Raw genomic sequence first — 7,318 nt, forward strand, 5'->3', positions numbered from 1 at the left:
GCTTTGGGCCGCAAAACGGCGGGTTATGGTGGCGAAGTTTGCCATAAACCCAGAATTTTGGCGCCTTTCTCCTGCTCAACGCGATCCCTGTAGGAGCTGCCGAAGGCTGCGATCTTTTGATTTTGCTTTTTAAGATCAAGATCAAAAGATCGCAGCCTTCGGCAGCTCCTACAGGATTGATGCAAGGCGCGAAGTCAGGGCTCGACCTGGCTCCACTGTTTGCTCAGGCGCTTGTCGGAGATCGGCACTTTCGTCCCCAGCTGCTGGGCGAACAGCGACACGCGATATTCCTCCAGCCACCAGCGATACAACTCCAGCTGCGGATCGCGTTTGCCTTCCTGTGCATGCTTGGCGGCGCGGGTCTGGTACTGCGCCCACAGACTGGCCAGTTCACCGCTCCAGACCCGGTCCTTCTGCACCTGCGCGCCGAGCTTCTCGAAACGCTGCTCGACCGCTTTGAGGTAACGCGGCAACTCTTTGAGCCACTGCATCGGCGTCTCACGAACGAAGCCCGGATAGACCAGATTGCCGATCTGCTGCTTGATGTCATTCAACGCCACCGCTTGCGCCAGATCGATCTTGCCCTTGAAGCGTTTTTGCAGACCGTGCCAGATCTTGAGGATTTCCAACGTCAACCGCGCGACGCGCTCGGCGTGCTCGGTCCAGCTGCCGCGCTTGCGCTCGGCCAATGCCGCCAGCCCGCTGCCGTCGCGGGGCAACGGGTCTTCGCCTTCGAGAATGCAGCTGTCGAGGCTGGCCAGCAGAATGTCTTCGATCAGCGCATCGACCCGACCCAGCTCGCGATAGAGCAGGCCCAACTCGGTCTGCCCCGGCAGCTTGCCACGGAGAAATTTCGCCGGCTCGGCCAGTTGCTGCATCAGCAGGCGCTGCAAGGCTCGGCGATGCTGGAACTCGGCTTCAGCCGGCGTGGAGAAACGCCCTTCCTTGACCGTGCCGCCCTCTTCCACCAGCGCTGGATACACCGTCATCGATAGCCCGGCAATCTTCTGCTGAGTCTTTTGCGCCACTGGCGCGAAGACTTTCGCCTCAACCGGTTGCTGGCTTTTTGCACTTTGTGGCACAGCCAACACCGCTTGACTGGCCTCGGCGAAGCGTGCGGTCAGCTCAGCCAGATCGCGACCTTCGCCAAGGAACTTGCCCTCGCCGTCGACGATCTCCAGGTTCATGCGCAGATGGCTTTCAACCTGCTGCGCCGCTTCCGCCCACGCTTCATCGCTGACCCGCGCGCCGGTCATGCGCAGCAGCTCGCGACCGAGCGCTTGCGGCAAGGATCCTTCGCCAAAAGTCATGCGCTGCAACGCGGCTTTGATGAAGTCCGGCACCGGCACGAAGTTCTTGCGCAGGGCTTTGGGCAGGTTGCGCACCAACGCAATGCATTTGGCCTCGATCAGCCCCGGCACCAGCCATTCCAGACGTTCCGGCGGCAGCATCGGCAGCAGCGGCGCCGGCACGCGCAAGGTCACACCATCGCGCGGGTGATTCGGTTCGAAGTGGTAAGTCAGTGCCAACTCCAGATCGCCAATGTGCAGCGTGTCCGGGTAATCGCGGGCGGTGACTTCACTGGCCTCGCGCGCCAGCACATCCTCTTCGCGCATGATCAACAACTGCGGGTCTTTCTGGCTGTTGATGCGATACCAACTGTCGAAGGTCGCGGTCTGGTGGATCTCCGCCGGCAAACGCGCATCGTAGAAGGCGTAGAGGGTTTCCTCGTCGGCGAGAATATCGCGCCGACGAGCCTTGGCTTCCAATTCGTCGAGCTGCTCGAGCAGTTTCTGATTGGCGCTCAGGCATTTGGCCCGCGATTGGATTTCGCCGCGCACCAGCCCTTCACGGATAAACAACTCGCGGGACACCACCGGATCGACCGGGCCGTAATGCACCGGGCGGCGACCGACGACGATCAGGCCGAACAGGGTGATCTGTTCGTAGGCCACGACCTGGCCGCGCTTCTTTTCCCAGTGCGGCTCGAAGTGGTTTTTCTTGATCAGGTGTCCGGCCAGCGGCTCGATCCAGTCGGCGTCGATCTTGGCGACCATGCGCGCGTAAAGCTTGGTGGTTTCCACCAGTTCGGCGGTCATCAGCCATTGCGGACGCTTCTTGCCGATGCCCGACGACGGATGAATCCAGAAGCGCCGCTGCCGCGCGCCGAGGTAATCGCCGTCTTCGGTTTTCTGGCCGATCTGGCTGAGCAGGCCGACCAGCACCGCTTTGTGCAGTTTCGGATAGTCCGCCGGCTCTTTATTCAGGCTCAACTGCATGTCGCGGCAGATCAGGCTCAACTGACGATGCGAATCACGCCACTCGCGCAGACGCAGGTAATTGAGGAAATTCTTCCGGCACCAGTTGCGCAGCGGGTTGGCGGTCAGCGCCTGACGCTGCTCTTCAAAACCACGCCACAGATTGACCAATCCAGCGAAGTCCGAATCAGGATCCTTCCATTGCGCGTGGGCCTGATCCGCCGCTTGCTGGCGCTCCGGCGGACGCTCGCGCGGGTCCTGAATCGACATGGCGCTGGCGACGATCAGCACTTCCTGCAGACTGCCAAGCCTGGCCGCTTCCAGGAGCATGCGGCCCATACGCGGATCGACTGGAAGGCGCGCCAATTGCCGGCCAAGCGGCGTCAGCTGACTGTTGCGATCCACCGCCGAAAGCTCTTGCAGCAGGTTGAAACCGTCACTGATCGCCTTGCCATCCGGCGGTTCGATAAACGGAAACGCAGTGATCTCGCCGAGACGCAGGTGCAGCATCTGCAAGATGACGGCAGCGAGGTTGGTGCGCAGAATTTCCGGATCGGTAAATTCCGGGCGACCGAGGAAATCCTCCTCGCTGTACAAACGCACGCAGATACCCGGCTCGACCCGCCCGCAGCGGCCCTTGCGCTGATTGGCGCTGGCCTGGGAAATCGCCTCGATCGGCAGACGCTGAACCTTGGCGCGGTAGCTGTAGCGGCTGATGCGTGCGGTGCCGCTGTCGATCACGTAACGAATGCCCGGCACGGTCAGCGAGGTCTCGGCAACGTTGGTCGCCAGCACCACGCGGCGCCCCGGGTGCGACTGGAAAATCCGCTGCTGCTCGGCCGGCGACAGGCGCGCGTACAGCGGCAGGATTTCAGTGTGCCTGAGCTGAGCCTTGCGCAGCATGTCGGCGGCGTCGCGAATCTCACGCTCGCCGGGCAAAAACACCAGCACATCGCCGGGACTGCGGCGTTCACTGCGCTCGTAGGCGGCGATTTCGTCGAGAGTGGCGAGGATCGCCTGATCGACGGTCAGGTCATCCTCGACCCGGTTACCCTCCTCGTCCTGCTCCAGGGTCAGCGGGCGATACCAGGTGTCCACCGGGAAGGTACGGCCCGACACTTCAACGATCGGCGCATCATCGAAATGCCTGGAAAAGCGCTCCAGATCGATGGTCGCCGAAGTGATGATGACTTTCAGATCCGGACGACGCGGCAGCAGGGTTTTCAGGTAACCGAGCAGGAAGTCGATGTTGAGGCTGCGTTCGTGGGCTTCGTCGACGATGATCGTGTCGTAGCGTTCGAGGTAGCGGTCGTTCTGGGTTTCGGCCAGCAGAATACCGTCGGTCATCAGCTTGATCAGGGTGTTGGCGTCGCTCTGATCTTCGAAGCGCACCTGGTAGCCGACCAGTGCGCCGAGCGGTGTGCCGAGCTCTTCGGCGACACGACTGGCCACGCTGCGCGCGGCGATCCGGCGCGGCTGGGTATGGCCGATCAGACCGTGCTGGCCGCGACCGATTTCCAGACAGATTTTCGGCAACTGGGTGGTTTTGCCCGAGCCGGTTTCGCCGGCGATGATCAGCACCTGATGTTGCTCCAGGGCTTTTTTGATCTCGTCGCGCTTGGCCGCGATCGGCAAGCTGTCGTCGTAACGAATCACCGGCAGGCTGGCACGGCGCGCCAGCACCTGATCACAGGACGCCTGCATCCGCGCCACCCACTGGGCCAGTTTGGCCTCGTCGGGTTTCTTGCGCAGCTCAAGCAACTGCCGCCGCAGCCGGTGACGGTCGGCGAGCATGGCGTGATCGAGGTTTTTCAGCAGTTTGTCGATGGAAGGCGATTCGTCGGTCATCGGGTAGGCAATTCGGTCGTCTATTAGTGCAGGGGGCGGATTGTGGCAGATTTGCCTGCGGTTGACCTGCTTCCCCTGTAGGAGCTGCCGAAGGCTGCGATCTTTTGACGTTGCTTTTGAAGATCAAGATCAAAAGATCGCAGCCTTCGGCAGCTCCTGCACTGGGCCGTTATTCGCTATCGCGGCCCTTACGCCGATATGGGAAGACGTCGATGACCTTCCCCGCCCGAATCGCTTCCTGCAAGCCCTTCCAGTAATCGGCGTCGTACAACTCGCCGTGCAACTGATCGAACAACTTGCGCTGCCCGGAATCGGCGAATAGGAACGGCGGAAACTCTTCGGGAAACACATCCAGCGGCCCGATCGAGTACCACGGTTCGGAGGCCATTTCGTCCTCCGGCGTGCGCGGTGCCGGAATGTGGCGGAAGTTGGCCTCAGTCAGAAAGCAGATTTCGTCGTAGTCGTAAAACACCACGCGCCCGTGACGGGTCACGCCGAAGTTTTTCAGCAGCATGTCGCCGGGAAAAATATTCGCCGCCGCCAGTTGCTTGATCGCCAGGCCGTAGTCTTCCAGCGCCTCGCGTACTTGCGCGTCGTTGGCGTTTTCCAGGTAGAGGTTGAGCGGGGTCATGCGCCGTTCGGTCCAGCAGTGGCGGATCAACACGGTGTCGCCGTCGACCGAGACCGTGGACGGCGCGACTTCGAGCAATTCCTCGAGGCACGCCGGATCGAACTTGCTCAGCGGGAAACGAAAGTCGGCAAACTCTTGGGTATCGGCCATGCGTCCGACCCGGTCGACGCTTTTCACCAGCCGGTATTTTTCGATCACCGTGGCGCGGTCGACGTTCTTCGACGGCGAAAAGCGGTCCTTGATGATTTTGAACACGGTGTTGAAACCCGGCAGGGTAAACACGCTCATCACCATGCCACGCACGCCCGGGGCCATGATGAAGCGGTCGTCGGTGTTGGCCAGGTGGTTGATGAGCGCGCGATAGAATTCGGATTTGCCGTGCTTGTAGAAACCGATCGAGGTGTACAGTTCGGCGATGTGCTTGCCCGGCAGAATACGCCGCAGAAAGCCGATGAACTCTGCCGGTACCGGAACATCGACCATGAAGTAGGAACGGGTGAAGGAAAAGATGATCGACACATCGGCTTCGTCGGTAATCAACGCATCGATCTGAATCCCGCGCCCTTCGCGGTGCAGCAGCGGGATCACCAGCGGCCACTGTTCGTCGCGGGTGTAGATGCGCCCGACCAGATAAGCGCCTTTGTTGCGGTAGAGCACCGAGGAAAACAGCTCTACGCTCAACTCCGGATCTTTGCACACCCAGTCCGGCAGATTCTCGCGCAGCTGTGCTTCGAGCCGCAGCAGGTCACCGGGCAAATCGGCGTAATCCTCGTTGAAGCGATAGTCGGCAAAGATGTCCGCGAGCATCTTGGACAACTGCCCCTGCGGCTTGTAGATACGGGTTTGAGCGGCCCGCGCACGGCGCAGGCTTGGCCGCGTGGTGTGGATGAACATGCAGCCGTCGCTGATCAGATCATGGCTGAACAGCCCGCAGAAAATCGAGTTGTACCAGGTCTCGGACAGCTCATCGTCGAAGCGCAGGTCGATGACACTGATGTAGGCGCTTTTCACCAGTGGCCAGCAGCTGACGTTCATCAGCGTTTCTTCATCGAAGTACTCGCGCAGGCGGGCAACGGTTTCGCCGACCTTTTCTTCATAGAGGCTGATCCGCGCCGCTGACGCGGCCTGCGCCTCCTGCCAGCGCGCCTGTTCGAAGCGCTCGCGCGCGCCGTCGGTGATCCGCCGGAAATGCTCGCGGTAATCGTCGAAGCCGGCGAGGATCATGCGGGCGATGTCGGTGGCTGGCCATTGCTGCGGCATAGATGAAACCTCGACGCGAATTCGGTTGGTCTGAGCTTAGTCACGGAACGGCTCGCAGGAAAAGCGCAATTTCGGCCAAAACCGATACAGGGCCGACTGTCGAGGCGGTTTCTCGGGCAGATCATTCGGCAGGCAGAATTAAATGCCCGAATAGCGGTTGCCATGATCCTGACGCTCGGCAACACTCTCGTCCCGATCAAGGAAGGAGCCCGCCGTGAGCCCTGTCGATATTTTCCGCATGTTGTCGCTGGCCGCTATCTGGGGCGCGAGTTTTCTGTTCATGCGCATCATTGCCCCGGCGATCGGCACGATCCCGACCGGGTTCTTTCGCGTGTCGATCGCCGCTGCCGGGCTGCTGGTGATCCTTGGGCTGATGCGCATCAGCTGGGATTTCAAGGGCAAGCTGAAAACCGTGATGCTGCTGGGGGTGATCAACTCGGGCATTCCGGCGACGCTGTATTCGGTGGCGGCGCAAGTGCTGCCGGCCGGGTACTCTGCGATTTTCAACGCCACCACGCCGTTGATGGGCGTCTTGATTGGCGGGCTGTTCTTCAGCGAACAACTCACCGCAGCCAAGCTGAGCGGCGTGTTCCTCGGCCTGTTCGGCGTCGGCGTGCTGACGCGCGCCGGCCCCGTGGCCTTCGATCTGCAACTGCTGATGGGCGCCGTCGCCTGCCTGTTGGCCACGACTTGTTATGGTTTTGCCGGATTCCTTGCTCGGCGCTGGCTGGACCAGGCCGGTGGGCTGGACAGCCGCTTATCGGCACTGGGCAGTATGCTCGGCGCGACACTGTTCCTGCTGCCGCTGTTCGCCTACAGCGCGATCACTGCGCCGCCGGTCAGTTGGGGTGGCTGGCACGTCTGGCTATCGCTGCTTGGTTTGGGCCTGGGTTGCACCGCGTTTGCCTACATCATCTATTTCCGCCTGCTCAGCTCGATCGGCCCGGTGAAATCGATGACCGTGACCTTCATGATCCCGCCGTTCGGTGTGTTGTGGGGGGCGTTGTTGCTGGATGAGCCGCTGTCGATGGCACACATCTATGGCGGGGTATTGATTGCAGCGGCGTTGTGGCTGGTATTGAAACCGGCGGTGGTGAAGCCTGCGAAGGTGTCAGTCCGCTAGTTTTTGTTGCGGCAGATATTCGCGAGCAGGCTCGCTCCCACGAGAGCACTCATTTCAATGTGGGAGATTCTATGTTGCGTAGCAACCCCGCAATTTCAGGTTAAGCGATATTCGCTCTGGTTCTTCATCAGGGCGAACGCCACTCGACAGAGCTTGCGAGCAAGAGCTACCAACGCCTGTGTTTTCGAGAAGCCTCTG

Annotated in this window: 3 protein-coding genes and 1 pseudogene; 1 reads left to right on the forward strand and 3 read right to left on the reverse strand. The window is 61.0% G+C overall.

Features of this window, described 5'->3' with window-relative positions:
• Positions 1 to 194: 194 nt before the first annotated feature.
• Together hrpA and aceK are read right to left on the reverse strand one after the other, a co-directional pair.
• Complete coding sequence (gene hrpA / locus VNV36_RS20165; protein WP_325719844.1) at positions 195 to 4,106, reverse strand: ATP-dependent RNA helicase HrpA; 3,912 nt, start codon at positions 4,104 to 4,106, stop codon at positions 195 to 197.
• A gap of 169 nt (positions 4,107 to 4,275) precedes the next feature.
• Entirely contained in the window at positions 4,276 to 5,997 is a 1,722-nt protein-coding gene (gene aceK / locus VNV36_RS20170; protein WP_325719846.1) for a bifunctional isocitrate dehydrogenase kinase/phosphatase, read from the reverse strand.
• Between the two features lie 214 nt (positions 5,998 to 6,211).
• Here aceK and VNV36_RS20175 point away from each other — a divergent pair, with 214 nt between their 5' ends.
• Positions 6,212 to 7,120 carry a DMT family transporter gene (locus VNV36_RS20175; RefSeq protein ID WP_325719848.1) on the forward strand — a complete coding sequence of 303 codons (909 nt, stop codon included), beginning with the start codon at positions 6,212 to 6,214 and terminating at the stop codon, positions 7,118 to 7,120.
• A 69-nt stretch (positions 7,121 to 7,189) separates the two neighbouring features.
• Here VNV36_RS20175 and VNV36_RS20180 read toward each other — a convergent pair.
• Positions 7,190 to 7,318: pseudogene (locus tag VNV36_RS20180) on the reverse strand (IS110 family transposase); the annotation flags it as partial.

Origin of the sequence: Pseudomonas sp., assembly GCF_035554175.1 — a bacterium.
GTDB lineage: Bacteria > Pseudomonadota > Gammaproteobacteria > Pseudomonadales > Pseudomonadaceae > Aquipseudomonas.

Coding starts and splice junctions, on each gene's coding strand:
- aceK (WP_325719846.1), bottom strand. CDS start 5,997: ATGCCGCAGCAATGGCCAGCCACCGACATCGCCCGCATGATCCTCGCC.
- hrpA (WP_325719844.1), bottom strand. CDS start 4,106: ATGACCGACGAATCGCCTTCCATCGACAAACTGCTGAAAAACCTCGAT.